This is a genomic window from Rhodanobacter sp. OK091 (assembly GCF_900142825.1).
Taxonomy (GTDB): Bacteria; Pseudomonadota; Gammaproteobacteria; order Xanthomonadales; family Rhodanobacteraceae; genus Rhodanobacter.
Window position 1 is genome coordinate 57,499 of the sequence record NZ_FRCH01000005.1, and the last position, 25,646, is coordinate 83,144.

Here is a 25,646-nt window from a genome sequence, read left to right on the forward strand (position 1 = left end):
GCTTCAGGGCTTGTAGGGTTCGATCCGCTGCTCGATCGAACCGAAGATCGAGGCGCCGGCGGCGTCGGTGATGTCGATGCGCAGGGAATCGCCGAATTTCATGAACGGCGTGCTGGGTTTGCCGTCGCGCAGAGTTTCCACCGTGCGTTGTTCGGCCAGGCAGGAAGCGCCCTTGCCGGTGTCCTCGTTGGCGATGGTGCCGGAACCGACGATGGTGCCGGCGGCCAGCGGCCGCGTCTTCGCCACGTGGGCGACCAGTTCGGCGAAGCTGAACTGCATGTCGACGCCACACTCGGCCTCGCCGAACCAGGCGCCGTTCAACCAGGTACGCATCGGCAGGTGCAGCTTGTCGCCCTGCCAGGCGTTGCCGAGTTCGTCCGGGGTCACCAGCACCGGCGACAGCGCCGAGCGCGGCTTGGACTGCAGAAAGCCGAAGCCCTTGGCCAGCTCGTCGGGAATCAATCCGCGCAGGCTCACGTCGTTGACCAGACCGATCAGCTGGATATGCTCGGATGCCTGCGCGGGCGTGGCCGCCATCGGCACGTCGTCGGTGACCACGATGACTTCGGCCTCGAGGTCGATGCCGTAATCCTCGCTAGGCACCACCACCGGATCGCGCGGACCGAGGAAACCGGCACTGGTCGCCTGGTACATCAGCGGATCGGTGTAGAACGACTTCGGCACTTCGGCGCCGCGGGCGCGGCGCACGCGCTCGACGTGCGGCAGGTAGGCGCTGCCGTCGACGAATTCATAGGCACGCGGCAGCGGCGAGGCGAGTGCAGCCATGTCCAGCGCGAATGCGCCGGTCGCGTGGCCCGCGTTCAACTCGTCGGACAGCGCGTTGAGTCGCGGCGCCGCGTTCGACCAATCGTCCAGCGCCGCCTGCAGTGTCGACGCAATGCCGCCGGCCTTCACGGCGCGGGTCAGGTCGCGACTGACCACGATCAGCGTACCGTCGCGGCCGCCTTCCTTCAGACTTCCCAGTTTCATGCAATTCCCCAGACAAAATGGTGTGACGGCTCAGGCCTGCGACGGCTCGAAATGCTTGCGGATGCCCTGCCAGCATTCGTAATAATTGTCCTGCAGCTGCGGTGAAGCCAACGCTTGCTGCGTGGGGCGGATCACCCTGCGCGTCTCGAACATGAAGGCCATGGTGCCGCCGATCACGTCGGGTTTGGAAAGGTCGGCAACCGATGCCTTCTCGAACGTAGCTGCATCCGGGCCATGTCCGCTCATGCAGTTGTGCAGCGAAGCACCACCCGGCAGGAAGCCCTCGGCCTTGGCGTCGTACACGCCGGTGATCAAACCCATGAACTCGCTGGCCACGTTGCGATGGAACCAGGGCGGCCGGAACGTGTGCTGCGCGACCAGCCAGCGCGGCGGAAAGATCGCGAAGTCGATGTTCGCCGTGCCGGCGGTGTCGCTGGGCGAGGTCAGCACGGTGAAGATCGACGGATCGGGATGGTCGTAGCTGATCGAGCCTATCGTGTTGAAGTGGCGCAGGTCGTATTTGTACGGCGCGTAGTTGCCGTGCCAGGCGACCACGTCCAGCGGCGAGTGGTCGATCTTCGCCGACCACAGCGCACCCTGGAACTTGGCGATCAGTTCGAACGCGCCGTCGACATCCTCGTAGGCGGCATGCGGAATGAGGAAGTCGCGGGCGTTGGCCAAACAATTGGAACCGATCGGACCGAGATCCGGCAGACGCAACAGTGCGCCGAAGTTCTCACAGACATAACCGCGGGCCTGGTCGCCCAGCAGCTCCACGCGGAAACGCACGCCGCGCGGAATCACCGCGATCTCCTGCGGCTCGATCTCCAGCACGCCCAGCTCGGTGGCCAGCCGCAAGCTGCCCAGCTGCGGCACGATCAGCAACTCGCCATCGGCGTCGTAGAAGAATCGCCCCTGCATCGAGCGATTGGCCGAATAGAGGTGGATACCTATGCCGGCCTGCTCGGCCGCGCCGCCATTGCCGGCGAGCGTCGTCAACCCGTCGACGAAATCGACCGGCCCGGAAGGCAGCGGCAGCGGGTCCCAGCGCAACTGGTTCGGCGTGGCGGGCGCCTCATCGAAGCGATTGTGGAAGGCGGCATGCGCCAGCGGCTGGAACGGCTCGTGCACCGCCGCCGGACGGATCCGGTACAGCCAGCTGCGCCGGTTCGTGTGGCGCGGCGCGGTGAACGCGGTGCCCGAAAGCTGCTCCGCATACAGACCATGCGCCACGCGCTGCGGCGAGTTCTGCCCCTGCGGCAGCGCGCCGGCGATCGCCTCGCTGGCGAATTCGTTGCCGAAGCCGGATTGGTAACCACGAGATTGCATCGCACTCATCGATCTTCGCCTTCGAGCCCCTCTCCCGATGGGAGAGGGGTTGGGGTGAGGGTTCGGTTTCCGATGGCGCTCAAGATCGCCTCAAGCACCACATCCATCTGCTGCAGAACTTCATTGTCCCAATATCGCAGAACCTTGAGGCCTTGCGACTCGAGAAATCGAGTACGTGTCCGATCGACTTCATCGTTGTGCTGTGAACCGTCCAGCTCCACCACCAGTTTCATCGCATTGCAGTAGAAATCGACAATATATGGCGGGACCGGATGTTGGCGACGAAACTTCAGGCCATTCAGTTGCCCGGCTCGCAGCCGTTGCCACAGCTTGTGTTCGGCATCCGTGCCGCCTTGGCGCAACTCACGTGCATGCTCGCGTGTTCGTGTAGGCAATGGTGACTTGATGCGTTCCGGCATGACCGAACCCTCACCCCAACCCCTCTCCCGCGGGGAGAGGGGCTTTTTCATTCACAGGAAACCGCGTTTCATCTGATCGCGTTCGATGCTCTCGAACAGCGCCTGGAAATTGCCCTCGCCGAATCCCTCGTTGCCCTTGCGCTGGATGATCTCGAAGAAGATCGGACCGACCGCGTTCTGGGTGAAGATCTGCAGCAGCTTGCGTTGTTTGGTTTCCAGGTCGGCGTCGATCAGGATCTTGTTCTTCGCCAGCCGCTGGACGTCCTCACCGTGGTTGGGTACGCGCTCGTCGATCACCTCGAAATACGCGTCCGGCGTATCGAGGAATTCCACACCGGCGGCGCGCATCTTCTCCACCGTGGTGTAGATGTCGTCGGTGAAGCAGGCGATGTGCTGGATGCCTTCGCCGTGATATGCGTCGAGGTATTCGTTGATCTGGCTCTTCGGGTCGCTCGACTCGTTCAGCGGGATGCGCACCACGCCGTCCGGCGCGGTCATCGCCTTGGAGACGAGGCCGGTCTTGACGCCCTTGATGTCGAAGTAGCGGATCTCGCGGAAGTTGAACAGCCGCTCGTAGTAGTCCGACCACTTCTGCATGTTGCCGAAGTAGAGGTTGTGGGTCAGATGGTCGATGAAGGTCAGGCCGAAACCGGTGGGATGCTGGTCGGCGCCCTCGATCGCCACGTAGTCGGCGTCGTAGATGCTGCCCAGGTCGCCGTAGCGATCGATCAGGTACAGCATGCAATCGCCGATGCCCTTGACCACGGCCGCGTTCACCGCCTTGCTGGCTTCCTTGTGGTCGATCTTCTCGCCACCGTTGCCGAGGACGGTCTGCAGTACCTGCACGCCGGGTTTGCGGAAGCGGATGGCGAAACCGCACGCGCAGGGGCCGTGCGCCTTGGCGAAATCCGCCGCGAACGAATCCGGATCCTCGTTGACCAGGAAGTTGACCCCGTTCTGCCGATACACCGTGATCGGGCGCGCCTTATGCTTCAGCACGGCGGTGAAGCCCATGCGCTTGAACAGGTCGCGCAGCTCGCCGGCGCGGCCGGCCGGTGCGGCAAACTCGACGAATTCGAAACCGTCGATGCCCATCGGGTTCTCGAACGTGGTGACCTGCATGCCAAGGTTCGGTTGGGCGTTCATGGCGCTCTCCTGTATGTCGGTGCACGATGACGACGTCTGAGCGTGCCATGAGCGTGCCACCATCGGGATAATCCCCACGTTATAGTTTCATATGAAACCATTTGCAAGGAGCGTCGCCGCAGTGCCCGCCAAACGACAGCCTGCCCCCACCACCGCCGAACATGCGCCGCTGGAGCTGGAACACTTCCTGCCGTACCGGCTTTCGATCCTGTCCAACACGATCAGCCAGGCGATTGCCGACGACTATCAGCGCCGCTATGACATCTCGGTGACCGAATGGCGGGTCATGGCGGTGCTGGCCCGTTTCGACGGACTGTCAGCGCGCGAAGTGGCCGAGCGCACCGCGATGGACAAGGTCGCGGTGAGCCGCGCCCTGGCGCGGCTGGTCGCGGGCGGCCGGGTCAGCCGGGCGATCCACAACAACGACAAGCGCCGCTCGGTATTGGGCCTGACCGAGGCGGGCTGGGCCATGCACGACGAAGTCGCGCCGATGGCGCGTGCGCGCGAGCGCGAAGTGCTGGCGAAACTCGATGCCGAGGAACGCGCCTGGCTGGAACGCATCCTCGACAAGCTCACGCCTGTGAAGCAGGAGTGAGAAATGAGAGAGAGCAAGACAGCCGCCTAGCCCGGCTCTTCTCTCATTTCTCACTCCTCTCCACTCATTTCTCGCTCCTCCCCACTCATTTCTCGCTCCTCCCCACTCACTTCTCAGCCTCACTTCACCCCGTGCATCAGCCGGTTGATCAGCGGCGCGATCAGGAATAGCAATACACCACCGCCGAGCAGTATCCAGAAGCCCATGCTGTAGCCGGACAGCGCCGACTCCACGGTCATCCCGGTTTCGCCGCTGACGCCAGCGGCGAACAGGCCGGCCAGGTTGTTGCCTATCGCGGTGGAGAGGAACCAGCCGCCCATGCCCAGGCCGACCAGCCGTGGCGGCGCCAGCTTGGTCACCATCGACAAGCCGATCGGCGACAGGCACAGCTCGCCGGCGGTCTGCAGCACGTAGCACAGCACCAGAGTCCACAGCGGGATCAAACCGTCGCTGCCGACCAGACGGGACAGCGCGTACATCAACACCGCAAAGCCCAGCGCATTGCCGATCAGGCCCAGCCCGAACTTGCGCGGAATCGACGGTTCGATGCGCCGCTTGTCCAGCCAGCCCCAGGTCAGCGCCACCAGCGGCGCCAGCGCCACGATCGCGATCGGATTGACCGACTGGAACCAGCCGATCGGGAAGTCCCAACCACCCAGATCGCGGTCGACGATGTGCTGGGCGAGGAAGTTGAACGAGCTGCCGGCCTGCTCGAAGAACATCCAGAACAGCACGTTGAAGGTGAAGATGATCAGCATGGCGATCGCCCGCTGGATCTGCACGCGGCCGGTACGAATCGCCTCGATCACCAGCACCACGCCCACACCGAGGAACAGCGCCGTCAGCAGCCATTGCAGCATCACCGCCCCGGCGCGATCCATCAGCAGATAAACCAGCGGAATGGCCACCAGCACGCCGATCGCCACATAGACCACACGCATCGGGCTGGCGACTTCCGGCGCCGGCATGCCGACCCGGCCGAGCTGGCGTCGACCGAACCAGAACCACACCAGGCTGATCAGCATCCCCACGCCGGACGCGGCAAACACTACGTGGTAGTTGTCATGCGCCGGTGTGCCGAAGACGTGTCCGGCAAGATAGCTGGTGAGTACAGGCGCGATCAGCGCGCCCGCGTTGATGCCCATGTAGAACAGCGTGAAACCGCGATCGCGACGCGAATCGCCAGGGGCATAGAGCTGCCCTACCATCGAGGAGATATTCGGTTTGAACAGGCCGTTGCCGACGATGATCGTGGCCAGCCCGAGCATGAAGATCTGCTGGTTGGGCACCATTACCATGAACAGTCCGGCCGCCATCACCACCGCGCCAAGCAGGATCGCGCGCTGGTAGCCGATGACCCGGTCGGCCACGTAGCCGCCGAAGACCGCGGTGGCATAGACCAGCGCCAGATAGGCGCCATAAGTGCGGCTGGCCGAGGCCTGGCCGGCGTTATCGCCATCGAAGAACTGCGCCACGATATACAGCGTCAGCGCCCAGCGCATGCCGTAGAACGCAAAGCGTTCCCAGAACTCCGACATGAAGAGCATCCACAACGGGCGCGGATGGCCAAGCGTCTGCGGGTAGTCGGGCGCGGCGCCCGGCGGCGTATGGGTGGCTTGGCTCATGGATTTTCCCGGTGATGGTCGGCACTTCACGTGCGGACACGTAATTTCTTGCGGGAAGATGTAATCGATGGCGGCACGCCGCGTCAAATGCGCTGCAACACGGGACATCGGCCCCGCAAGAAAATGTGAACGGCAAAATGCAGAAAGGCGGCCGATGGGCCGCCTTTCTGCATGGCAACCAGTTTCCGGATCAGCGCACGCCATGCATCAGCCGGTTGATCAGCGGCGCAATCAGCAGCAGCAACGCGCCGGAGGCGGCCAGCAGCCAGAAGCCGAAGCTGAAGCCCGACAGCGCCGAGGCGGCGGTCATGCCGTGCTCGCCGGCGATGTAGCTGGCCAGCAGGCCGGACAAGTTGCCGCCGGCGGCGGTGGACAGGAACCAGCCGCCCATCGCCAGGCCCACCAGCCGCGGCGGCGCCAGCTTGGTCACCATCGACAAGCCGATCGGCGACAGGCAGAGCTCGCCCACGGTCTGCAGCGAATAACACGCTGCCAGCGGCCAGAACGGGATCATGCCCTGCGGGTCGATCAGATGCTGGAGCGCGTACATCAACACCAGGAAGCCCAGGCCGTTGAAGATCAGGCCGAAGCCGAACTTGCGCGGGATCGACGGCTCCATCCGTCGGCGCCCCAGCCAGCCCCAGGCCAGGCTGACCACCGGCGCCAGCAAGATGATGGTCAACGGACTGACCGACTGGAACCAGCTCACCGGGAACACCCAGTTGAACATCTTGCGGTCGACCAGGTTCTCGGCCAGGAAGTTGAACGAGCTGCCGAGCTGGTAATAGAACATCCAGAACAGCACGTTGAAGCCGAAGATGATCAGCATCGCCCACACGCGATCCAGCTGGATGCGGTCGTGACGCATCGCCTCGGTGATCAGCAGCGCCGCGACGCCCACCGCCAGCAGCCCGATCAGCCATTGCAGGCCGATGGTGCCGACCCGCGACAGCAGCAAGTAGATCAGCGGCACCGCCGCCACCGCTCCCACCAGCACCAGCAGCGAGCGGGTGCGGCCTTCCATGCCGGGCAGCGGCCGGCCCACGCCGCCGAGCTGGCGCCGGCCGAACCAGAACCACAGGAAGCTCAGCAGCATGCCCACGCCGGCGGCGATGAACACCAGCTTGTAGTTCTGCTGCAGCGGCGTGTCGGTGAAGGTCGCAGCCAGCCAGCCGGTCAGCAGCGGCGCCACGAACGCGCCGGCGTTGATGCCCATGTAGAACAGCGTGAACCCGCGGTCGCGGCGAGGGTCGTCGCGGCCATAGAGCTGGCCTACCATGGAGGAGATGTTCGGCTTGAACAAGCCGTCGCCCACGATGACCATAGCCAGGCCCAGCAGGAAGACCGTCTTGTCGGCCACGATCAGGGTGAACAGGCCCGCCGCCATCACCAGGGCGCCGATCAGGATCGCGCGCTGGTAGCCGATCAGCTTGTCGGCCACGTAGCCGCCGAAGATGCCGGTGCCGAAGATCAGCGCCGTATAGGTGCCGAAGATCGCACCGGCCCAGCCCTGCCCGGAGGGATCGCCGTGGTAGAACTGCGCCACCACGTAAAGCGCCACCGCCCAGCTCACGCTGTAGAACGCGAAGCGCTCCCAGAACTCGGTCATGAACAGCATCCACAGCGGGCGCGGATGGCCGAACAGCTGCGGATAGTCCGGTACGGCGTTTGTCTCGGCAATCTGATTCATGGATTCCCCTGGATGGTTCCGGATCGGCGCAGTGCACGCCGCCCGGAATCGTGATGTCGGTAGATGTAATGGCTACTCGCGCGCAGCATCAATGTGCCACACGGTTCAGCTGCCCAGCACGGTGCGTACGTCCAGCAGCTCGGGAAAGAACTCCAGATCGAGCGCCTTCTTCAAAAAGCTCACCCCGGATGAGCCGCCGGTACCGCGACGATGGCCGATGATCCGCTCCACGGTTTTCATATGGCGGAAACGCCACAGCTGGAAACTCCCTTCCACGTCCACCAGCTGTTCGCACATGTGATATTCCGGCCAGAAATCCGCACGACTTTCGTAGATGCGTTTGAGCACCGGCAGCAACGCCTCGCTGCGCCGATAGGCCTGGGTCCAGTCGCGTTGCAGCAGTTCGGCCGGCACGGCATGGCCGCGTCGCGCCAGGTAACGCAGGAATTCGTCGTACAGGCTCGGCGCTTCCAGCACCTCGCGCAGCTGGGCCTGCGCCGCCGGATCGTGGGCGAACACCTTGAGCATGCCGGCGTTCTTGTTGCCCAGCAGGAATTCGATCTGCCGGTATTGCAGCGACTGAAAACCGGACGACGGCCCCAGCACGCCGCGAAACTCCAGGTACTCCGACGGCGTCAGCGTCTCCAGTACCGCCCATTGCTCGAACAGCTGGCGCTGCACCTGTTTCACCCGCGCCAGTATTTTCAGGCAAGCGTCGATATCGTCCACCTGCAGATGCGTCACCGCCGCCTTCAGCTCATGGATCAGCAGCTTCATCCACAGCTCGGAGACATGGTGCTGCACGATGAACAGCATTTCGTCGTGATGCGGCGGCTGGCTCAACGGCTGCTGCGCCGACAGCAGCGTGTCCAGATGCAAGTAGCCGCCGTAAGTCATCTGGCCATTCAGGTCCGTCTGGATGCCTGCCTCGATATCACGCTGGTTGTCACTCATGCGGCTTCGTCGTCCTGCAAGGATTGACCATTTTAGCGGTTGCTGCGGTTCATGCCGTACGCCCACGAATGCTGCACCGTACCTTGCAGTGCAACATGCCGGCCTGTTATCAAGCGCGGTCTTGTTCGGACCTACGGCTCCCACCGACCCGGTAAAATGCCGTGTTCCATTGCTTCCCTTCTTCTATCACCCCGGAGCGAGTCGTGACCATCGCCGCCAAGTTTGAAATCGAATACCTGCAATATCTCGATGCCGAGGGCAAGCAGGTCCGTGACGATCTGCCCGAGTTTGCGAAAGACCTCGATCACATGGTCGAGCTGTACAAGCTGATGTTGTCGACCCGCGTGTTCGACGCCAAGTCGATCGCGCTGCAGCGCACCGGCAAGCTCGGCACCTACGCCAGCTGCCTGGGCCATGAGGCCGCGCATGTCGGCATCGGCAGCGCGATGAAGCCGGAAGACGTGTACGCGCCGAGCTACCGCGAATACGGCGCGCAGCTGTATCGCGGCGTGCAGCCGCGCGAGGTGTACATGTACTGGGGCGGCGACGAGCGCGGCAACGACTACCAGAAGGAACCCGCGCGGCACGATTTCGCCTGGTCGGTGCCGATCGCCACGCAATGCCTGCACGCCGCGGGTTCCGCGCTGGCGTTCAAGATCCGCGGCGAGAAGCGCGTGGCGGTCTGCACGATCGGCGACGGCGGTTCGTCCAAGGGCGACTTCTACGGCGCGATCAACATCGCCGGCGCGCAGAACCTGCCGCTGGTCTGTGTCATCGTCAACAACCAGTGGGCGATCTCGGTACCGCGCAAGATCCAGTCCGGTGCGCCGACGCTGGCGCAGAAAGGCATCGCCGCCGGCCTGTTCTCGATCCAGGTGGACGGCAACGACATCATCGCCGTGCGCAAGGCGATGGAGGACGCGCTGGAGCGCGCGCGCAGCGGCCAGGGAGGCAGCGTGATCGAGGCGGTGACCTATCGCCTGGGCGACCACACCACCGCCGACGACGCCCGCCGCTACCGCGGCGAGCAGGAAGTGAAGGACGGCTGGGAAAAAGAGCCGATGAAGCGCCTGCGCAAGTGGCTGGTGGCCAAGAAAGTATGGGACGACGCAAAGGAAGAAGCCTGGAAGGCCGAATGCGACGAGTGGATGGACAACGAGGTGAATGCCTACCTCGAGACCAGGACGCAGCCGGTATCGGCGATGTTCGACTACATCTTCGCCGAAGTCCCCGCCGATCTCGCCAAGCAGCGCGATTACGTCCTCTCCCTTGAAAACCAGCTCGAATCCAAGAAGGGCCACTGAGTCATGGCACAAATCACTCTCATCGAAGCCGTCACCCAGGCGCTCGCCTATGAAATGGCCCACGACGACAGCGTCGTGGTGCTGGGCGAAGACGTCGGCGTCAACGGCGGCGTGTTCCGCGCCACCCAGGGCCTGCAGGAAAAATTCGGCGAGCTGCGCGTGCTCGACACGCCGCTGGACGAAACCACGATTGCCGGCGTCACCGTCGGTCTTGCCGTGCAAGGCATGAAGCCGGTCGCCGAGGCGCAGTTCGAGGGCTTCATCTATCCGATGATGGAGCAGATCGCCTGCCACGCCGCGCGCATGCGCAACCGCACCCGCGGCCGGCTCACCGTGCCCGCGGTGTTCCGTGCACCGTGGGGCGGCGGCATCCGCGCACCGGAGCATCATTCCGAAGCGAACGAGCACCTGTTCACCAACATCCCCGGCCTGCGCGTGGTGATGCCGTCCTCGCCGGCGCGCGCCTACGGACTCCTGCTTGCCGCGATCCGCGATCCGGATCCGGTGATGTTCTTCGAACCCAAGCGCATCTATCGCCAGTACAAGGAAGAGGTGCCGGACGACGGCGAGGCTCTGCCGCTGGATGTGTGCTTCGTGCTGCGCGACGGCACCGACGTGACCCTGGTGACCTGGGGCGCGCAGGTGAAGGAGGCGCTGGAGGCCGCCGACGAACTGGCCCAGCAAGGCATCAGCGCCGAAGTGATCGACGTCGCCACACTGACCCCGCTGGATTTCGACACTATCGCCGAATCGGTGCAGAAGACGGGCCGCTGCGTGATCGTGCATGAAGCGCCGAAGACCGCCGGCTTCGGCGCCGAAATCGCGGCACGGCTGGCCGAGGAATGCATGTACGACCTGCTCGCGCCAGTCGAGCGCGTCACCGGCTTCGACACGCACATCCCGCTGTTCCGCCTGGAAATGAAATACATGCCGAGCGTGGAGCGCGTCGTCGACGCGGCCAAGCGCACTCTGGCTGCCAGCTAACCTTCAACGGACCCGATCCCATGGCTGATATCAAGACGTTCTACCTGCCCGACCTCGGCGAAGGCCTGCCCGACGCGACCATCGTCGAGTGGCACGTGAAGGTGGGCGACAGCATCAAGCTCGATGCGCCGCTGTGCTCGATGGAAACCGCCAAGGCGGTGGTCGATGTGCCCTCGCCGTACACCGGCAAGGTCACCAAGCTGCACGGCGCTCCGGGCGACATCATCGAGACCGGCGCCGCGCTGGCCGATTTCGAGCCGGACCCGAACGCGAAGCAGCGCGCCGAAGCCGAATCCACCGGCCATCACCACGGCCCCAAGAAAAGCGTGGGCAGCCCCGCCGCAGACGACCGCAAGGTGGTCGCTTCGGATGAAGGCGGCGAAGTCGAAGAGACCACCGCAGCCCGCGAAGACGAAGGCACCGTGGTCGGCGCGATGGTCAGCGGCAGCCATGTGCACGTCGAACAAGCCGCCAGCATCGGCGGCGTCAAGGCCGTGCCGGCCGTGCGTGCGCTGGCGAAGAAACTCAAGGTCGACCTCGCCCGCGTGCGGCCGAGCGGCGCCGACGGCGTGGTGACGATGAAGGACGTGAAGGATGCGGCCGCGAACGGTTCGGCCACGCTCGGCGCCGCTCCGGCGCGTGCCGTGCCTGCCTCCGCCGGCCGCCATCTCGCACCGGAGCTGCCGCAGCCGGGCCATGCTTCACAGGAACCGGCACGCACCGCCACTTCCATTGCCGGCAAGCCGGTGCGTACCGCGCCGCCTTCGCAGCAGGCCAGCGGCCAGCCCGAGCAGCTGAAGGGTGTACGTCGCAACATGGCCCGCGTGATGGCCGACGCCCACGCCCAGGTCGTGCCGACCACCCTGGTCGACGACGCCGACCTGCACGCGTGGATCGGCAAGCAGGACATCACCGCGCGGCTGATCCGCGCCATCGTGTCCGCCTGCAAGACGGTGCCGGCATTGAACGCCTGGTTCGACGGCAAGAACCTCAGCCGCACCCTGCATCCGCACGTCGACATCGGCATCGCGGTGGATACCGACGACGGCCTGTTCGTGCCGGCGCTGCGGAATGCCGATGTGCTCGACGCCGCCGGCGTACGCGCCGCCATCAAGCGCCTTCGCACGCAGGTGGAAGATCGCAGCATCCCGGCGTCAGAACTGTCCGGCTACACCATCAGCCTGTCGAATTTCGGCATGTTCGCAGGCAGGTACGCCACCCCGGTAGTGGTGCCGCCGACGGTCGCCATCGTCGGCGCCGGCAAGCTCAGCCACGACGTGGTAGCAGTGATCGGCGGCATCGAAGTGCATCGCCGCATGCCGCTGTCGCTCACCTTCGACCACCGCGCCGCCACCGGCGGTGAAGCCGCGCGCTTCCTCAAGGCGATGCTGGACGATCTGGCGCTGCCGAACTGAACTCGCTACATCGTGCAAGAAAATGGGCGCCTCACGGCGCCCATTTTTTTTTACCATGATACCCACCCGAGGCTGTAGGAGCCCGCTGGCGGGCGATGCTTTTGCTTTGATGTCTGGATGTGGAGATTCAGAACAAATGCATCGCCCGCCAGCGGGCTCCTACGACAACAAGAGGCAGCGGGGTCAGTAATCGCGCACGTCCAGCAACATGAAACAACGCGCGCTGTAGTCGCCGCCATGCGGCCATGCCACTGCGGTCAGCGCCAGGGTTCCCGCTGTCCACAATTCGTTGTCGAGCAAAGCCTCGCTGCGCGAATCGTCGCCGCTGCCAGCATGGCTGTGCACCAGCCGAAGCCAGTGCAGCTCGGGCGTCAGTGCTTCACGTTTCAATGCGGCCTCGATCGCCGCCAACGCCTCGGCCGGCATGCTCATGGCATCGCCGTCCGCGCCTCGCACGTTGAACGGGCCGATGAACACGTCCCAGCTGCGCACGCCGATATCCCATGTGGCAATTCGCATCCGGCGATCGTCGGTGACATACCAGCACGCAGCCAGCAACACGTGGAACGCGCTCTGCTCGAATGCATGCAAGGCATCGCGGCAACCGGCTTCACCCGCGCCGAGGCCAGCGAAGCTTTCCTCGATGCGGCGGTCCTCGCTCAACACCACGTCGACATCGAGGCGACCCGGTTCGGTCGCGCTGCCCTCGTGCCACTCGGCACGGATCGCGGGGAAATCGCCGTCGGTGACCAGCCAACCGTCTTCGTCCGCGTCCAGTTCGACATCGTGCCGCTCGAACAACCGCAGCAGGTATTTCTGTAGCGCCGCACTATTCATCGCCATTTCCGGTTGTTGCGTTCGTCGTCGACGGCAGCTCACGCCAGGTCAGATACACGCGCAGGTCGAACTCCAGCTGATGGTAGTCCGGCAACATGTGCTGGCACAGCTGGTAGAACGCCTTGTTGTGATCCTGTTCCTTCAGATGAGCCAGTTCGTGCACCACGATCATCTGCAGGAACTCGGGTGCGGCCGCCTTGAACAACGTGGCCACGCGGATTTCCTTCTTCGCCTTGAGCTTGCCGCCCTGCACGCGCGAAATCGCCGTGTGCAGACCCAGCGCGTTGCGCACTACATCGAGCTTGCTGTCGTACAGCACCTTGTCGATGCCCGGCGCGTTCCTCAGATGCTGCTGTTTCAGATCCATCGTGTAGGCATACAAGGCCTTGTCGCTCTGCACTGCGTGGCGCTGCGGATAACGCTTGGCCAGATGCTCGCCAAGACGCTCCTGTGCAATCAGCTCGCGCACCTTGTCCTGCAAGGTGGCCGGGTATGCCTGGAGGTATTTGAGCGGAATCATGCGCGTATTCTCGCATTGCGCCGGTTCACGCGCTTCGGCGTAAAACACATACTTTCGATTACCAGCGGAGGTGTCCCATGCATCACAGCCGGCTCAGCACCATCGTCATCGATTGCGACATCGACGACCTCGACGTGGCCACCGCGTTCTGGAGCCAGGCGCTAGGCAAGCCGGTCGCCAATCCCGATCAGGACGGCGATGGCAGATATGCCGAACTGCAGACTGCTGCGGATGAACCACTTATCGTGCTGCAGAAAGTGGACCACGCCAGCCGCGTGCATCTGGATATCGAGACTGACGACCTGGATGCGGAGGTGGCCCGGCTGGAAAAGCTCGGCGCTCGCCGCGTTGCCCTGGCACATGATCGCTGGTGGGTGATGGAAGCGCCCAGCGGCCAACGCTTCTGCGTGGTGCAGCCGCAGCGCGCGGCGTTCGGGCCGCACCTCAACCGCTGGGACTGAGGCCTATATGTCGAAGCGATAGCTGACCTTGACCAGCAGTTGCTCGTCATCGCGCAATCCAAAACTGTTGCCGAACACGTCGGTGGTGCTGTGCGAAAAGCTGTCCTGTGTGTAGCCGCCGCGACCGTAGACCACATACAGATAAGACAGCGGCGCCAGTTCATAGCGGTAACGGATCTGCAGGCCGAGGTTGCGCACGCTGAAGTCATCGACCGGGTCATCCGTGGCGACCGCGCGACCGTTCGCGCCGACGCGGTAGCCGCCACGCACACGCGCATCCAGTCCGATCGCCTGCAGTTTCAGCCGCAGCTCCTGGCGACTGTCGATGTTCCAGTTGAAGCCGGCGTCGAGCTCCAGGCTGTGCTCGTTGAAGCGGCCGATCAGGTTGTCGTGTTGCCATACCAGCCAGTCCGGCATGTGCTCGTAATACGGGCCGGCATACACGCTGAAGGCATCGTTGATGAAATAGGTCGGCAGGAATTTGACGTTGTAACCGACCTGGTGATTGCCGCCGAGGCCGCCGCTGACGACCTCGGCATTGAGCTTGAACGCCCAGTCGCCATGACGCGGACTGATGCGTTCGTAGACCAGATCCACCCAGGGCGGCAGATACAGCGCACCGTGGCCACGGGTCAGCAGATCATCCCAGCCGGCGCTGTTGATGTTGAGCTGCACCTGATCGGTGGCGCCGTTGCGCAGATCGCTGCGGTCGCCGATGCGCAACTGGCGGCGCAGGCGCAGCCCGTGATCGTTATCCAGCGCGTCGATGCGGAACTGAAAATCATGCGAGCTGTATGCCGAGTCGGCCGGCAAATCCGTGTAGCGCTTGCGCACTTCCCAGTGGCCATAGTTGAAGTTGTTGCGCTCCAGGTAGCCGAAATCATTGACCTGCAGCTGATCGCCGAAATGCATGCCTAGCCACTGCTGGCGCCAGCCATTGCCCATCTCATAATCCGCCACCACGGTTGCGCCGCTGTCGCGGCTATGCGTGCCGGACTGCAGGATGTCGCTGCCGATCAGGTTGGTCGCTATGGTCCATTGCGGGGTCAGCCGCCAGTGGTGATCGATGCCGAGCACGGTTGCCTGCCGATCCAGCCACGGCCGATCGACGCGGGTCAGCAGCATGCCCAGGCTCTGGTCGCCGAAGTCGTGGGTTATCCGTGCGGCGCCGAAGAACCGGCCAGCCTCGCCAGCCTCGTCCGCCGCCATCACGCCGTAGCTGGTGGTGCCCACGCTGCCGTTGAGCTTGACGGCGGCGTCGATGTCGGCCGCTCCGTGGCCATCGTCGGACGGACCGCCGACACGCCGCGTGTAGACGAGCTGGCTGTTGTCGTCGAGCAGGCTGAAGTCGAAGATGCCCTGGTTCTCGGTGAAGAACGGCCGCTTGTCGCTGACATAGGTTTCGGTGGCGCTGAAGTTGACCACCAGATCGTCGCTTTCGACCTGACCGAAGTCGGGATTCAGCGCCGCGGTCAGCTGGAACTGGCCGTTCGGCTTCCACAGCAGGTCGGCACCTTCCTGCAGGCGGCTGCGGCCGCGTACGTTGTCGTACAGGCCGGACATGTATGGCGTGACCGCCAGCAGCGACTGGCTGTACTGCTGCACCTCGACCGGGCTGAATTCGGAAAGGAAGCGCGGACGGGTGAAACTGGCGACCGGCCAGGAATCGCGTTCACCGGTCGAGCCCACAACGCGATCGAGATACACCCTTAGCGTTCGCTTGCCGTCATGGTCGGCGTGCATCGGGGCGATGTACCACGGTATCAGGATCTCTACGGTCCAGCCGGCGGCGTCCTCGCTGACCGCATGCTTCCAGTTGCCGTCCCAGTCTTTGTTGAAGGTGTTCTGGTTGGTGATCACGGCATCGTTGATGCCACCGGTCGAGCTGACCACGAAGTCGTAGCCGGTACGCCCATCGCCATCGAAGTCGACCATCAGGTTGACGCGATCGACCTGATCCTCGAAATCGCGCTGCACGCGCTGTCGCGTGCGTGGAACATCCGCCGGCTGGTCGCAACGAAAGGCCACCGCGAGGCCTTTCGGCGTAGCCAGGATCCAGGCCTCGGTATGCACCGAGCCGGGCTTGCCGCTGAGCGGCTGGGTCTGGCGGAAATCGGTAATGTGGCGCGCGCCCTCCCATTCACCGGGCTCGATGTGGCCGTCGATGTCGACAGCGAGTGCAGGTGCCGACAATGCGGCCAGGATCACGAACAACAGGCATGCCATACGCATGTCGTGGGGACTTCCATTTGATGCTGCGCAGGATTGCGCTACGCGGCGATGAATTCGCCGCGTCGGATAGATGCGCAGATTGCACTTTGCGTTTAGCTGTCATCGACAGCCATAAGTCACGCATGACTTGTGGCAGGCAGTGGCTCGCCGTGATGGATGGCTTACCGCTTCACACGCGACAGAATCGTCGGCATGGCGCAACTGCCATCGGGCGAGTCAGCGGCGGCGACCCCAGACCACATGGCGCAGCAGCATCGCCAGCAGCAGTACTGCGGTAAATGCGCCATAGCCGTACAACGCAGGCAGTACCTGTTGCCAGATCGCGCCACTGGCGCGCCCGAAGCCGTCGACCACGGGCAACTCGACACGGTCGAAACCGATCACCGCGCACTGCGCGGCGGCGATCAGCGCCAGCAGCAGGGCTGCAGCATCCACGATGCGTCTAGCCAGGGTGCGCGGCAAACTCTTCGGATAGGCCCAGTAGGCCCAGCACAGAATCAGCAGCCACGGCGCAAGCAGCAGGATGGCGAGGTAGCGCATCGGTCAGTCACTCATGCATCGGGCGCATCATTCCTGCGCCGCGAGTTGATCCAGTGCTTCGCGCAGTTGCGCAAGAGCGTCGTTGCGTGCCGAGTCGTCGCGGTAATCGGGTGTGCTGGCAACCGGCTCGCCATCCAGCGCCAGGGTCATGCCCGACGCCTCGACCTGCAGTACAGCTGCGGCTGCACCCAGCGTCTTGAGACGTTTCTGCAGCGCACCGGCTGCCTTTGGATCGGCGAACGGCATCGACAACAGCAACTCCTCACCGTCCGCGGAGAACAGGCGAAAACGAAAGTTACCATCGGCGTCGCGGAAACTGGCGAAGCGCGGCATTTTGCCCTGCTTCGGCGTCGCCTTCGGCGAGCTCGCCGTGGTTGCCACCGAAGTGGCGGAACGCAGCCCCAACGCGTCGCGCAAGGCGGCGATTTTCGGCGTGGCGATCGCCCGTGCTTTCTGCGCACCTTGTTGCAGGATCGCCTCGATTGCCGCCGGATCGGCCATGAACGCCTCGTAGCGTTCGCGCATCGGCGCCACGTCGGACTCGATTCGTTCGTACAGCACCTGCTTCGCCTCGCCCCAGCCAATGCCGTCCAGCAACGCCTGACGGAATGCCGCCGTTTCAATCTCGCTGGCAAAAGCGCGGAAGATCGTGAACAACGGAGAGTTGTCCGGATCCTTCGCCTCGCCCGGCAAGCGCGAGTCGGTGACGATACGCATGATCGTCTCGCGCAGCTGCTTCTTGCCTCCTTCAAACAGCGGGATGGTGTTGTCGTAGCTCTTCGACATCTTGCGCCCGTCCAGGCCCGGCAGTGTCGCGACCTGCTCCTCGATCAACGCCTCCGGCAGCACGAAGAACTCGCGACCATGGATGTGGTTGAAGCGCTGGCCGAGATCGCGCGCCATCTCGATGTGCTGGATCTGGTCGCGGCCCACCGGCACCTTGTGCGCATCGAATGCGAGGATATCGGCCGCCATCAGCACCGGGTACATGTACAGGCCGGCGGTGATGCCGGCATCGGCGTCCTCGCCGGTCTCCACATTCCTGTCCACCGCCGCCTTGTACGCATGCGCGCGATTGAGCATGCCCTTGGAAGCGACGCAGGTGAGGAACCAGGTCAGCTCGGGAATTTCCGGAATGTCCGACTGGCGGTAAAACGTGACCCGCGCCGGATCGAGGCCAGCGGCCAGCCATGTGGCTGCGATCTCCAGCCGCGAACGTTCGATCCGCGCCGCATCGTCGCTCTTGATCAGCGCGTGATAGTCGGCCATGAAATAGAACGCATCGACGTCATCCCGCCGGCTGGCTTCGACGGCGGGACGGATCGCGCCCACGTAGTTGCCCAGATGCGGGGTGCCGGTGGTGGTGATGCCGGTCAGGACTCGGGTCTGCATGCTGCTCGCTTGTGTTGTCTTCGGAGTGGAATGATCAACGGATCAGAGTGGACTTGCCGAACAGCGATTCGACCAGGTCCACCGCCAGCTTCGCGGTCTGGTTGCGCTTGTCGAATGCCGGGTTCAGCTCGACGATGTCCAGCGACGCCATGCAGCCGGTGTCGGCGATCATCTCCATGCACAGCTGCGCCTCGCGGTAATTCGGCCCACCACGCACGGTGGTGCCGACACCCGGCGCGATGCTGGGGTCGAGGAAATCGACATCGAAGCTCACGTGCAGATGGGTGTTCCCGTCGATGCCGGCCAGCGCCTCCTCCATCACCCGCTTCATGCCGACTTCGTCGATATGACGCATATCGTGGACCTGCATGTCCGCACTGCGCACCATCCGCTTCTCGCCTTCGTCGACCGAGCGGATGCCGATGTAGCGAAACACATCCGGCGTGGTTGCGGGCGCATGACCGCTGAGGCCGGTCAGCTCGGCCGGGCCGATACCGCACAGACAGGCTACGGGCATACCGTGGATATTTCCCGTTGGCGTGGCCTGCGCCGTGTTGAAATCGGTATGTGCATCCAGCCACAGTACCCGCAGCTGCTTGCCCTCGTCATGGCAATGGCGGGCCACGGCCGAGATCGAGCCGATCGCCAGGCAATGATCGCCACCGAGCATGATCGGCAAACGCCCCGCCTGAAGCTCCTGATGAACGGCCGTATAGACGGCCGTATTCCAGGCCACCACCTCATCCAGATGGCGATAACCGTGCTCCGGCGGCTGCCACGGATTGAGCGGCCCCTGCAGATTGCCGCGATCGATCACCTTCAGCCCCCGACGCTCCAGCTTTGCCGCCAGATTGGCCACCCGAAGCGCCTCCGGCCCCATGGCGGCACCGCGATGACCGGCACCGATGTCGGTCGGCACGCCGATCAGTGAAATGGTCTGTCTGCTCATATCTCTGTTTTACCTGCCTGTGGCACGCCGACGGGCACGGGCCACGGCCGTCACGCTCCGTCGATGTCGGTGCGGCGGCCAGCGAGGGCGGCATCGAGCCACCGCTCCCAGGCGAATCACCGGCGTCCGTGTGAGAAAGATATTCGCAACATGAAGCATCACGAACCGGCCGAAGTTTACCGGAATAGGTCCGTCCACGCCGTTGCACCGCCTCTCGCACAGCGCAACGCACTGCCAGCGAATTGCTGACGGATTGCGCCAATCGTTTCAGGTCAGGATCGAAAACGGCAGCAAGCCGCAGCACGGCGTTATGGTGGGCGCCATGCGCTTCGATCTATCCACATCGGGATGAGGCGTATGTTTAGTGGGATACGCCCTGACTTCGCGCCAGCTCATCTTCGCGGCGCGAGCGCGCAGCCGAACTCCAGGACACCAGCTCGTCGCGACGAACCATCCCGGTGTTCGAATCACGTGCGATCTTTCCCAACAGCATCCCTGCAAACAGCGCCACTCCACGCCAGAAGGCGGAATGTGCAAGAAGCGTTTGCATGTCGTTACTCCCGGCTGCCCCTGTGCAACCGTCGAGCCGATCCTACTGGTTTTCACGCCGCGTGCACATAGTTTTCGCATTCGGAAACGCCGAGTTCCGGCGTGAAAACAGCCCCTGACATTTACATAACACTTCGAGACCGACGACGTACCGCAGCCGGGATTCGGGGAACGATTTTTCGGTGTTGCGCCGAAGCGGGATCAACGCTCGGCATGGCGCCGAGCGGCATGGATTCCTGCCCAGGTACGGGGGCTATCCGACCTGTGAAAGGCTTTGTTGTTCCGGATGCGGCACCAGGCCGTACTTCGCAAGAATGACCGGTTCCGAGTATTCACCACGATCGATATCTGCAGCCTGCGCATACACCAGTACGCCATCGCGTTGTTCGGCCAGCATCTCGCCGCGCGTGCGGGCCAGCTGTTCCATGCCATGGAGGATCGGTTTGTCGGCAACAACGTCGCCGCCCACCTCGCAAAAACCCTGCACCACGTAAAGTGTTCCCATGATGTGTCCTCGCGTCTCAGAAGATTGCCCCTGATAGCTTCGAGCCTGAACAAACGAAAGTGTACAGTTCGCGATAATGAAGTTAAGTATCTTCGGAACGGTTCAGGCATGGCGCCCTACAGACGAGGGAAAAATCAGCCGCCGAAATGGAGGTCGTCCCGTAAGACATTTTTTTAATGAGCGGTCTCATGTTGTTCCACGAACATGCTCACGAAATTACTCACATGCGATGCGCGATGGGAGTCACAGCGAAGCCGCCATCAGCCGACCTGCCGGGGTTGGGTACCATTGGCCCAGCAACGACAACTGGGCGAGGTCTCTCCGCTCCAGTCGAAGACCGACGATAGGGTCATAGCGGCGATTCCAGACGCATGGGACCGCGCAGAGCTGGCTCAGCATGCACCGTTCATCGCCATCGAGAGGACAAGTCATACGGTTGCTCCGCGGGTTCTCGAGGGTTGAACCCCGTGTCACCGTGAAGCCGCCTGTGTGCACTCAATGGCACAGCGCAGTTAACAGGCGTGGGTGCGGTTCATATCCGCGGGCCTGCATCAAACGACTCCAAGGCGTACCGGGTGGCGAGATACAGCCCCACCACGCCTACCTCGGTACTGCCGGTGGTTCGTACCGCCTCGATCAGATCCTGATCGCTGCAGGCGAAGCAGCCACACCAGTGTGCACGGCTCAGCCGGTCGCGGACATTGATCCGCTCGCCCACACTCGCGATCACGCGGTAGCGCCCGTCCAGAGGTCCTGTGACTTCTGGTAATTGGCCAGGGGCACGATGGCATCGGCACCATGCATTTCCACCCGCGTGGCGAGTCCGGAGTCCAGGTGCTCCGCACGGGCGGCGTTTCGGGCCTGCTTGATGGCGGGGCCGAGTTGCAGGCCGTCCGCGAGCGTGATGCTCATGTAGCGAATGCACCACAGACCGCTTTCGTTTTGCTTGACGGTATAGAGGATCATGCGCAGCACCCATGCAAGGGAAGTCGCCCCGGTCATCGGTCCGCGCTGACAGAGGACAGTCTGGACCTGACTCGCGGGGCATGGGCATGCTGGCGGCGTTGGTGTCTGGATGGGATCAGCAGAGCACGCTGCTACGTGTAGGCGTCCGCCTATAGGCAACAGAATCGCGCCCCCGGAGCCAATTCACACCGGATGGCAGGGGCACTGCGCGGGTTTCAATGACACGACCGGAACCTATGGGCACAAAAAAAAACCCGCTGCCATGCGGGTTTCGTTGGAGTCCTGGGCCGTGACGGGGTGGCTTGGGAGGGTCATTTGGTGCCGGCACCCGGATTCGAACTGGGGACCTACTGATTACAAATCAGTTGCTCTACCAACTGAGCTATGCCGGCGAAGGTCGGGGATTCTAGCAGGCCAGCCGGGGCGCATGCTCAAAAACAGCCGGTGCTGTGTGAACCGATGCCGCTGGCATGGACGCGGCTGCGCCAGTCGAAGCGGCTGCTGTCGGCAACCACCAGATCCAGCCAGTACTCGGGCACGCTTTCGCTGCGTTCGCTCATGCGGGCGGGGAAGCCGGCGGCGACCACTTCATCACGGCGCTTGCGCGCGTTCGCCGGATCCTTGAACAAGCCCAGCGAAACGGTATTGGGCTGATCGCCGGAACTGACCACGAAATAATCGCTGATCTGGTGCGCACCAAGCTGCCGCGCCTGCTCCAGCGCCTGGGCGCGGCTGCTGGCAGCCGGCAGATACACCCACCAGCCACCTGACTGACTGGCCTGCTCCTGGCGCGAACGCATGCGCGTGGCCTGCGCAGTGAGCGCCTGACGCGCATTGCGCAGATCCTGCGGCGTCGCGAACGGACCCAAGGCGACGCAGCTGTAACTGAGGGCGGATGACGTCGCCGTGTCCGCTACCGGCGGGGCCGCCGTGGCAGGCGTCGAGGGTGCCGGTGCGGTCTGCGGCAGCTCCGACAGGAGACGCAGCTCCGTCACGCCCGGATCGCTGGCGCTGCCACCCCGGGCATACGGCTGCCCCAGCAACAGCCAGGCGCCCACAGCAATATTGAGTGCGCTCAAAAGCACAAACAGCAGACGCAGAAACATCGAACCCCCATCACCCGGCAGCAATCGCCATTCTAGACGGACCGCGCCGGCGTCATGGCGTGTTGGCCCACACGGCCAGGCCACGCAGCACGCTGTCTTGACTTAGCTGGGCCGGTATCGAGAGCAACGACGCCAGGCGTGCCGCATCGCCGCCGCCGAGGATCAGCGCCGGCGTGGTGCCCAGCCGCGGCGCCATCCGCGCGGCGAAGCGCTCGATCAGCGCGGCCGCCGCCTGCCAGCAGCCCGACACCACCGCGTCGGCAGTGTTGTCGGCCAGTTCGAGAATGTCGCCGGGGCGATCGGGTCGCACCCGGGCGGTCGCGTCCAGCAGCGATTGCTGCATCAGCTGCGGACCCGGCGCGATCAGACCACCCAGATGCTGGCCATCGGCGGCCAGCGCATCGAGGGTAAGCGCGGTGCCTGCACCGGCCACGATGCAGGGCGCATGGCCATCGGCGCGCGCCGCGACCATCGCAAGGAAACGATCCACGCCCAGCCGTTGCGGCTCGGCATACGCGTTGCGCACGCCGCAGGCACTGGCGGGCGTGCGCAACCAGCTGGGCGCGCGGGCGAACAAGCGTTCCGTAACGTTGGTTACCTGGGCTTCGCGCGCGGTGTCGACGACCGACGCTGCGATCACCGTCACCGGCCGCTGCAGTTCGGCCCAGGCCGATTCCAGCGCCGTCGCCATGTCCGGTTGCCAGTCGACTGCGCCGCGCGCCAGCCATCCGGCTGATTGCGCCTGCAGCGCCCACTTCAGCCGCGTATTGCCCATGTCGAGCAGCAACTTCATGGGCGACGTACCGTGACTTCCGCGCTGTCGATCTGCCGCACGCTGCCGTCGGCCATGCGAACCCGCAATGCGCCGCGCGCATCCACGCCGGCGCCGATGGCGTCGAATGCGCCGAGTACGCCACTCAGCTGCAATGGCTGATCGCGCAGCAGATCATGTCGCGCATAGTCGTCGACGAAGCCGGCGAAACCGTCACGCTCGAATTGCCGCAAGCCCTCGACCAGCGCCTCGACCAGTACCGCGGCGACACGGTTGCGGTCCGGTGGCGTACCGCCGGCCAGCGTGGCCAGATCGCAAGCCGGTTGCCCGGCCTGTGTGCGCAAAGCCGCGGTCAGTCGCAGATTGAGGCCGATGCCGATGATCGCCGCGCACGGCCCTTGATATTCACCGCTGAGCTCGACCAGGATGCCGCCCAGTTTGCCAGCCGGACGTTTATCGGCGGCGACCGCCAGCACGTCGTTCGGCCATTTCAAGCCGGCCCCGGCCATGCCCAGGTTTTCCAGCGTACGCAGCACGATCACGCCCAGCGCCAAAGACAGGCCACTCAACGCGGCAAAGCCCTGATCGAAGCGCTTGAGGCAGGACAGATACAGGTTCAGCCCCGGCGGCGACAGCCATCGGCGGCCACGCCGGCCACGGCCGGCGGTCTGGGTTTCGGCCAGCACGACGCTGAAATCCTTGGCCGTGGCGCCGCGGCGCTGCAGTTCGCTGGAGGTGGAATCTAGTTCCCAATGCACCTCCAGCGCGCCCAAGGCGCTCAGCGTAGAGGCCGGCAAGGCGGCGCGGATCTGGGTGGCATCCAGCATCTGCAGTGGCCACGGCAGCTGATAACCGGCAGCGCCACGCGCCTCGATCGGCACGCCACGGGCGCGCAAGGCCTCGACCTGTTTCCAGATGGCGGCCCGGGTCACCCCGGCCTGCGCCGCGAGGCCCTCGCCCGGAAGCGGCTCACCCGCGGCGAGCAGCGCCAGCAACTGCGCCGGCTGCATCAGCCAGTCCCGGTCGCGGTGGCGATCGCCAGTTGGTGGCAATCGGAGAAGGAGAAACCTGGCAGGATGGGCATCGGCGGATTTTAGCCCGGCTCGCGCGTCGTGCGGCATGCGGCGTCGCGTGACAGCCGTCAAAACGGCAGCACTGGCACGCCGCCGGCGTTTCTGAGACGATCAGGACCTTCGCTTGCGGGTCGTCAGGGAGTTCGATCGCCATGCGCCTCACCCATTGGCTTGTCGGTTGCGCCTTGTGCATTGCCGGAATCGGCAGTGCCACGGCAGCGAGTTTGGAAACCCAGCAGGGGCAGGACAGCTCCTCACACACTGCGCTCGAGAGCACCAGCTCGCACGACGGCAACACCAGCAGCGGCGGCGATGCGCTGGGGTTGAATCGCGATTGCCCGTCGGCCAGAAGCAGCGACAACTCAGGCAGTACCTCCAGCAACGGCAACGATCGCTCGGGCGGCGGTGGTTCGTCGGTATCGATGCCGGCCCGCCGGCCGCATCTGGGCTGGCAATCGCTGCTGCCTGGATCAATCCAGTAGCACTCGGCGTCGTGCCCGGGCGTTGGTGGCGATCGCTGCGGGCTCGGTTCGAACCCCCTCCGATTGCAGACTCGCTGTGGCGGCGCGCATTGATCGGCTGCCCACTGGCACGTCGGCTGGATCCCGAACGGCAATACGAACTGCGCCAGCTGGCCACGCTGTTCCTCGCCCGCAAAAATTTCCATGCGCTGGCGGGGGCCGTACTCGACGATTACTGGCGGCTGCTGATTGCCATGCAAGCGTGTCTGCCGGCCCTGCGGCAAGGCGCTGCCAGCTTGCGCGGCTGGCGCGAGATACTCATCTATCCGGGCGAGTTCAAAGTGCGCCGCAGCCATCACGATGACCATACCGGCGTCGTCACCGAAGGCGACGAAGTACGGATCGGGGAGGCGTGGGAACATGGCCCACTGGTATTGTCATTGGCCGATGTGCAGTTGGATCTGGAGCAGCCGTGGGACGGCTACAACGTGGTCGTGCACGAGATGGCCCACAAGCTGGATATGCTAGACGGCCCGCCCGATGGCGTACCGCCGCTGGTGGAGATTCCGCGGCGGCGCTGGATCGAGCAGTTCCAGCTGGCCTATGACCGGCTGGTCGATACTCCGCCGGACAGTCACGCCAGCCCGATCGACCACTACGCAACGGAAAGTGCCAGCGAATATTTCGCAGTGGTCAGCGAACTGCACTACTCGCAACCGGCGTTGTTGCGCGAGGCGGAGCCGGCAATCGCCGATCTGCTGGAGGCGTTCTACGGCCGCTCGCCCGCCGAAGGTTGCGAACCGCCTGGCTTATGCCGTCCGCGCTGAACCTT

27 protein-coding genes and 1 tRNA gene are annotated in these 25,646 nt (G+C 64.2%); 7 read left to right on the top strand and 21 right to left on the bottom strand.

Annotated features, from left to right (window positions below):
• Positions 1-3: 3 nt before the first annotated feature.
• The 4 genes from BUA26_RS18195 to hppD are packed head-to-tail and all read right to left on the bottom strand — an operon-like array spanning position 4 to position 3,884.
• Positions 4-990, bottom strand: coding sequence for a fumarylacetoacetate hydrolase family protein (locus tag BUA26_RS18195; RefSeq protein WP_072762314.1), 987 nt, complete (start codon positions 988-990; stop codon positions 4-6).
• 30 nt (positions 991-1,020) lie between these two features.
• Complete coding sequence (gene hmgA, locus BUA26_RS18200) at positions 1,021-2,328, bottom strand: homogentisate 1,2-dioxygenase (RefSeq protein ID WP_072762315.1); 1,308 nt, start codon at positions 2,326-2,328, stop codon at positions 1,021-1,023.
• Positions 2,325-2,738, bottom strand: coding sequence for an endonuclease domain-containing protein (locus tag BUA26_RS18205; RefSeq protein WP_072762422.1), 414 nt, complete (start codon positions 2,736-2,738; stop codon positions 2,325-2,327). The genes hmgA and BUA26_RS18205 overlap by 4 nt, the downstream gene beginning before the upstream one ends.
• Positions 2,739-2,789: 51 nt before the next feature.
• The gene (gene hppD, locus BUA26_RS18210) at positions 2,790-3,884 is read right to left on the bottom strand and encodes a 4-hydroxyphenylpyruvate dioxygenase (RefSeq protein ID WP_072762316.1); all 1,095 of its coding nucleotides are present in this window, start codon (positions 3,882-3,884) and stop codon (positions 2,790-2,792) included.
• Between the two features lie 121 nt (positions 3,885-4,005).
• Here hppD and BUA26_RS18215 point away from each other — a divergent pair, with 121 nt between their 5' ends.
• Complete coding sequence (locus BUA26_RS18215) at positions 4,006-4,479, top strand: MarR family winged helix-turn-helix transcriptional regulator (RefSeq protein WP_072762423.1); 474 nt, start codon at positions 4,006-4,008, stop codon at positions 4,477-4,479.
• Positions 4,480-4,598: 119 nt separating this feature from the next.
• Here the strand turns inward: BUA26_RS18215 and BUA26_RS18220 are convergent, their stop codons facing one another.
• From BUA26_RS18220 to BUA26_RS18230, 3 genes are all read right to left on the bottom strand, one after another.
• Complete coding sequence (locus BUA26_RS18220) at positions 4,599-6,104, bottom strand: peptide MFS transporter (RefSeq protein ID WP_072762317.1); 1,506 nt, start codon at positions 6,102-6,104, stop codon at positions 4,599-4,601.
• Positions 6,105-6,294: 190 nt separating this feature from the next.
• Positions 6,295-7,794, bottom strand: coding sequence for a peptide MFS transporter (locus tag BUA26_RS18225; RefSeq protein ID WP_072762318.1), 1,500 nt, complete (start codon positions 7,792-7,794; stop codon positions 6,295-6,297).
• A 105-nt stretch (positions 7,795-7,899) separates the two neighbouring features.
• Positions 7,900-8,748 (bottom strand): tryptophan 2,3-dioxygenase, encoded by an 849-nt coding sequence (locus BUA26_RS18230; protein ID WP_072762319.1) that lies wholly within the window; start codon positions 8,746-8,748, stop codon positions 7,900-7,902.
• 203 nt (positions 8,749-8,951) lie between these two features.
• Between BUA26_RS18230 and pdhA the strand changes: the two genes are divergently transcribed.
• The 3 genes from pdhA to BUA26_RS18245 are packed head-to-tail and all read left to right on the top strand — an operon-like array spanning position 8,952 to position 12,451.
• The gene (gene pdhA / locus BUA26_RS18235; protein ID WP_072762320.1) at positions 8,952-10,052 is read left to right on the top strand and encodes a pyruvate dehydrogenase (acetyl-transferring) E1 component subunit alpha; all 1,101 of its coding nucleotides are present in this window, start codon (positions 8,952-8,954) and stop codon (positions 10,050-10,052) included.
• A 3-nt stretch (positions 10,053-10,055) separates the two neighbouring features.
• On the top strand, positions 10,056-11,036 hold the full coding sequence (locus BUA26_RS18240; protein WP_072762321.1) for an alpha-ketoacid dehydrogenase subunit beta: 981 nt from the start codon (positions 10,056-10,058) through the stop codon (positions 11,034-11,036).
• A gap of 20 nt (positions 11,037-11,056) precedes the next feature.
• Positions 11,057-12,451 carry a dihydrolipoamide acetyltransferase family protein gene (locus tag BUA26_RS18245; RefSeq protein ID WP_072762322.1) on the top strand — a complete coding sequence of 465 codons (1,395 nt, stop codon included), beginning with the start codon at positions 11,057-11,059 and terminating at the stop codon, positions 12,449-12,451.
• 183 nt (positions 12,452-12,634) lie between these two features.
• Here BUA26_RS18245 and BUA26_RS18250 read toward each other — a convergent pair whose 3' ends face one another.
• Together BUA26_RS18250 and BUA26_RS18255 are read right to left on the bottom strand one after the other, a co-directional pair.
• Entirely contained in the window at positions 12,635-13,288 is a 654-nt protein-coding gene (locus BUA26_RS18250) for a DUF6348 family protein (RefSeq protein WP_072762323.1), read from the bottom strand.
• Positions 13,281-13,808, bottom strand: coding sequence for a M48 metallopeptidase family protein (locus tag BUA26_RS18255; RefSeq protein WP_072762424.1), 528 nt, complete (start codon positions 13,806-13,808; stop codon positions 13,281-13,283). The genes BUA26_RS18250 and BUA26_RS18255 overlap by 8 nt, the downstream gene beginning before the upstream one ends.
• Before the next feature lie 77 nt (positions 13,809-13,885).
• On the opposite strand from BUA26_RS18255, the gene BUA26_RS18260 reads away from it, so the two are divergent.
• Complete coding sequence (locus BUA26_RS18260; protein ID WP_072762324.1) at positions 13,886-14,269, top strand: VOC family protein; 384 nt, start codon at positions 13,886-13,888, stop codon at positions 14,267-14,269.
• A 3-nt stretch (positions 14,270-14,272) separates the two neighbouring features.
• Here the strand turns inward: BUA26_RS18260 and BUA26_RS18265 are convergent, their stop codons facing one another.
• From BUA26_RS18265 to BUA26_RS18315, 12 genes are all read right to left on the bottom strand, one after another.
• Entirely contained in the window at positions 14,273-16,501 is a 2,229-nt protein-coding gene (locus BUA26_RS18265; RefSeq protein ID WP_072762325.1) for a DUF5916 domain-containing protein, read from the bottom strand.
• A gap of 216 nt (positions 16,502-16,717) precedes the next feature.
• Positions 16,718-17,041, bottom strand: a complete 324-nt coding sequence (locus BUA26_RS18270) for a hypothetical protein (RefSeq protein WP_072762326.1) — start codon at positions 17,039-17,041, stop codon at positions 16,718-16,720.
• A gap of 27 nt (positions 17,042-17,068) precedes the next feature.
• The gene (locus BUA26_RS18275; protein WP_072762327.1) at positions 17,069-18,433 is read right to left on the bottom strand and encodes a tryptophan--tRNA ligase; all 1,365 of its coding nucleotides are present in this window, start codon (positions 18,431-18,433) and stop codon (positions 17,069-17,071) included.
• 34 nt (positions 18,434-18,467) lie between these two features.
• Positions 18,468-19,382 carry an arginase gene (rocF, locus tag BUA26_RS18280; protein ID WP_072762328.1) on the bottom strand — a complete coding sequence of 305 codons (915 nt, stop codon included), beginning with the start codon at positions 19,380-19,382 and terminating at the stop codon, positions 18,468-18,470.
• A gap of 361 nt (positions 19,383-19,743) precedes the next feature.
• Positions 19,744-19,932 (bottom strand): hypothetical protein, encoded by a 189-nt coding sequence (locus BUA26_RS20270; protein WP_143154326.1) that lies wholly within the window; start codon positions 19,930-19,932, stop codon positions 19,744-19,746.
• Between the two features lie 252 nt (positions 19,933-20,184).
• Positions 20,185-20,436 (bottom strand): hypothetical protein, encoded by a 252-nt coding sequence (locus tag BUA26_RS18285; RefSeq protein WP_072762329.1) that lies wholly within the window; start codon positions 20,434-20,436, stop codon positions 20,185-20,187.
• A 532-nt stretch (positions 20,437-20,968) separates the two neighbouring features.
• Positions 20,969-21,166 (bottom strand): DUF3606 domain-containing protein, encoded by a 198-nt coding sequence (locus BUA26_RS20490; RefSeq protein ID WP_178368627.1) that lies wholly within the window; start codon positions 21,164-21,166, stop codon positions 20,969-20,971.
• Positions 21,163-21,402, bottom strand: coding sequence for a hypothetical protein (locus BUA26_RS20495; protein ID WP_072762331.1), 240 nt, complete (start codon positions 21,400-21,402; stop codon positions 21,163-21,165). Before BUA26_RS20495 ends, BUA26_RS20490 begins: the two co-directional genes overlap by 4 nt.
• Before the next feature lie 316 nt (positions 21,403-21,718).
• Positions 21,719-21,794, bottom strand: a tRNA-Thr gene (locus tag BUA26_RS18300).
• Between the two features lie 39 nt (positions 21,795-21,833).
• A complete protein-coding gene (locus BUA26_RS18305) occupies positions 21,834-22,508 on the bottom strand; it encodes an SPOR domain-containing protein (protein ID WP_072762332.1) in 675 nt (224 codons plus the stop codon).
• Between the two features lie 52 nt (positions 22,509-22,560).
• Positions 22,561-23,301: a type III pantothenate kinase gene (locus BUA26_RS18310; protein ID WP_072762333.1), complete on the bottom strand. Its 741-nt coding sequence runs from the start codon at positions 23,299-23,301 to the stop codon at positions 22,561-22,563.
• Complete coding sequence (locus BUA26_RS18315; RefSeq protein WP_072762334.1) at positions 23,298-24,290, bottom strand: biotin--[acetyl-CoA-carboxylase] ligase; 993 nt, start codon at positions 24,288-24,290, stop codon at positions 23,298-23,300. The genes BUA26_RS18310 and BUA26_RS18315 overlap by 4 nt, the downstream gene beginning before the upstream one ends.
• Positions 24,291-24,505: 215 nt before the next feature.
• Between BUA26_RS18315 and BUA26_RS18320 the strand changes: the two genes are divergently transcribed.
• Both BUA26_RS18320 and BUA26_RS18325 read left to right on the top strand, forming a co-directional pair.
• The gene (locus tag BUA26_RS18320; RefSeq protein WP_072762335.1) at positions 24,506-24,835 is read left to right on the top strand and encodes a hypothetical protein; all 330 of its coding nucleotides are present in this window, start codon (positions 24,506-24,508) and stop codon (positions 24,833-24,835) included.
• An 11-nt stretch (positions 24,836-24,846) separates the two neighbouring features.
• Positions 24,847-25,641, top strand: coding sequence for a M90 family metallopeptidase (locus BUA26_RS18325; RefSeq protein ID WP_072762336.1), 795 nt, complete (start codon positions 24,847-24,849; stop codon positions 25,639-25,641).
• The last annotated feature ends 5 nt before the right edge of the window (positions 25,642-25,646 follow it).

Bases quoted from the DNA above. Each gene is read 5' to 3' on its own strand.
- BUA26_RS18195 (WP_072762314.1), bottom strand. From the start codon at position 990: ATGAAACTGGGAAGTCTGAAGGAAGGCGGCCGCGACGGTACGCTGATC.
- hmgA (WP_072762315.1), bottom strand. From the start codon at position 2,328: ATGAGTGCGATGCAATCTCGTGGTTACCAATCCGGCTTCGGCAACGAA.
- BUA26_RS18205 (WP_072762422.1), bottom strand. From the start codon at position 2,738: ATGCCGGAACGCATCAAGTCACCATTGCCTACACGAACACGCGAGCAT.
- hppD (WP_072762316.1), bottom strand. From the start codon at position 3,884: ATGAACGCCCAACCGAACCTTGGCATGCAGGTCACCACGTTCGAGAAC.
- BUA26_RS18220 (WP_072762317.1), bottom strand. From the start codon at position 6,104: ATGAGCCAAGCCACCCATACGCCGCCGGGCGCCGCGCCCGACTACCCG.
- BUA26_RS18225 (WP_072762318.1), bottom strand. From the start codon at position 7,794: ATGAATCAGATTGCCGAGACAAACGCCGTACCGGACTATCCGCAGCTG.
- BUA26_RS18230 (WP_072762319.1), bottom strand. From the start codon at position 8,748: ATGAGTGACAACCAGCGTGATATCGAGGCAGGCATCCAGACGGACCTG.
- BUA26_RS18240 (WP_072762321.1), top strand. From the start codon at position 10,056: ATGGCACAAATCACTCTCATCGAAGCCGTCACCCAGGCGCTCGCCTAT.
- BUA26_RS18245 (WP_072762322.1), top strand. From the start codon at position 11,057: ATGGCTGATATCAAGACGTTCTACCTGCCCGACCTCGGCGAAGGCCTG.
- BUA26_RS18250 (WP_072762323.1), bottom strand. From the start codon at position 13,288: ATGAATAGTGCGGCGCTACAGAAATACCTGCTGCGGTTGTTCGAGCGG.
- BUA26_RS18255 (WP_072762424.1), bottom strand. From the start codon at position 13,808: ATGATTCCGCTCAAATACCTCCAGGCATACCCGGCCACCTTGCAGGAC.
- BUA26_RS18260 (WP_072762324.1), top strand. From the start codon at position 13,886: ATGCATCACAGCCGGCTCAGCACCATCGTCATCGATTGCGACATCGAC.
- BUA26_RS18265 (WP_072762325.1), bottom strand. From the start codon at position 16,501: ATGCGTATGGCATGCCTGTTGTTCGTGATCCTGGCCGCATTGTCGGCA.
- BUA26_RS18270 (WP_072762326.1), bottom strand. From the start codon at position 17,041: ATGCGCTACCTCGCCATCCTGCTGCTTGCGCCGTGGCTGCTGATTCTG.
- BUA26_RS18275 (WP_072762327.1), bottom strand. From the start codon at position 18,433: ATGCAGACCCGAGTCCTGACCGGCATCACCACCACCGGCACCCCGCAT.
- rocF (WP_072762328.1), bottom strand. From the start codon at position 19,382: ATGAGCAGACAGACCATTTCACTGATCGGCGTGCCGACCGACATCGGT.
- BUA26_RS20270 (WP_143154326.1), bottom strand. From the start codon at position 19,932: ATGCAAACGCTTCTTGCACATTCCGCCTTCTGGCGTGGAGTGGCGCTG.
- BUA26_RS18285 (WP_072762329.1), bottom strand. From the start codon at position 20,436: ATGGGAACACTTTACGTGGTGCAGGGTTTTTGCGAGGTGGGCGGCGAC.
- BUA26_RS20495 (WP_072762331.1), bottom strand. From the start codon at position 21,402: ATGATCCTCTATACCGTCAAGCAAAACGAAAGCGGTCTGTGGTGCATT.
- BUA26_RS18305 (WP_072762332.1), bottom strand. From the start codon at position 22,508: ATGTTTCTGCGTCTGCTGTTTGTGCTTTTGAGCGCACTCAATATTGCT.
- BUA26_RS18310 (WP_072762333.1), bottom strand. From the start codon at position 23,301: ATGAAGTTGCTGCTCGACATGGGCAATACGCGGCTGAAGTGGGCGCTG.
- BUA26_RS18315 (WP_072762334.1), bottom strand. From the start codon at position 24,290: ATGCAGCCGGCGCAGTTGCTGGCGCTGCTCGCCGCGGGTGAGCCGCTT.
- BUA26_RS18320 (WP_072762335.1), top strand. From the start codon at position 24,506: ATGCGCCTCACCCATTGGCTTGTCGGTTGCGCCTTGTGCATTGCCGGA.